At 43.6% G+C, this 1,301-nt stretch carries 1 protein-coding gene; it reads right to left on the bottom strand.

Annotated features, from left to right (window positions below; genetic code table 11):
* A partial coding sequence (locus Q0314_RS07925; protein ID WP_298058058.1) for a HAMP domain-containing sensor histidine kinase occupies positions 1 to 1,285 on the bottom strand: 1,285 nt, incomplete at its 3' end.
* Between the last annotated feature and the right edge of the window lie 16 nt (positions 1,286 to 1,301).

Here is a 1,301-nt window from a genome sequence, read left to right as displayed (position 1 = left end):
TCTTTACTCCGAGCTTTGCGCCGTGGATTTTGGCGATATTTGCCGCGATGGCTAGCCCAAGGCCGCTGCCTGTGTTTGCATTTTTATTTCTTGAGCTATCAGCTTGGTAAAATTTATTCCAGATTAGCTCAATATCTTTTTGAGAAATTCCGTTACCATCATCTTTTACGGATAGTAACGCGTGCGTTTTGGTCGCGCTTAAGCCTAGCTCGATCTTGTTTGCAGTAAATTTTAGCGCGTTGCTTAAAAAGTTATCAGCCAGCCTTGATATCATCAGCTCATCGCCTAAGATTTCAACATCTGGTGCGATCTCGCAGCTAAATTTAATCCCTTTGGCGCTTGCTAGTTTTTCATAGTCGGTGGCTAAATTTTGCAGTATATCGCTTAAATTTATGCGCTTTAAGGTTAAATTTCTACCTGATTCTAGCCTTGAGAGCTCTAAAATTTGATCTATCAGTAAGGTAATCTTTCTTGACTGCCTTGAGATGACGTCCAGCGACTCTTTGGCCTCGTCTAAATTTTGCGCGTAGCTTGCGGCGTAGTCGCTCTCAGCCATGATGATTGATAGCGGCGTTCTAAGCTCATGTGAGACGTCTGAGGTGAGCTGTTTTTCACTTTGATAGACCTTTTCTAGCGAGTCAAGCATCTTGTTAAAAACGCTCGCAAGTGCGTGCAGCTCGTCCTTGCCAGCGGGTAGCTCGATACGCTTTGAAAAGTCCTTGCTAGAGCCTATATCAAGGGCTGTTTCAGATATCGTGGCGACTGGTTTTAGGGCATTTTTTATCGTTTTGTGACCACCATAAAGCACAAAGGCAAATAAAACTGGAACAAAGACGCCGAGGGCAAGCAAAAATAGCCCCTCTTTTTTGAAAAATCTCTCCGCATTTATGACGCCTCTGATCCAGACTTTCTTGCCTTTAGCTGCGATGTCATAGTAGTAAAAGCGGTTTTCTCCGTTTTCATAATATCTCACCTCGCCGCTATCCATTTTAAGCGAACCATCAAAATTTTTAGGCACCAAACCGCCGAGCACTTCGCCATTTACACTGTATTTTATAAAAAATATCCCATCATCATAGGGTTCAAATTCTTCCGTATTATTGGCGATTTTGGTGACTGATTTGGCTAGCTTTTTTTGGCTCACGTCCTCAAAAACCTCATCCGCTACGACCGCCGAGATGGCAATGAGAGCCGCCACGATAACGATGATAAAAAACGAGTACCAAAGCGTTACGCGCGCGGTTATCGGGATGTTTGCAAGTGCTTGTTTAATCCTTAACAACATAGCCAAGCCCTCTTTT

This window comes from uncultured Campylobacter sp., from assembly GCF_938040115.1.
Lineage (GTDB): Bacteria > Campylobacterota > Campylobacteria > Campylobacterales > Campylobacteraceae > Campylobacter_A.
The sequence above is the reverse complement of the archived record's forward strand: the minus strand, read 5'-3'. Positions and strand labels throughout refer to the sequence as shown.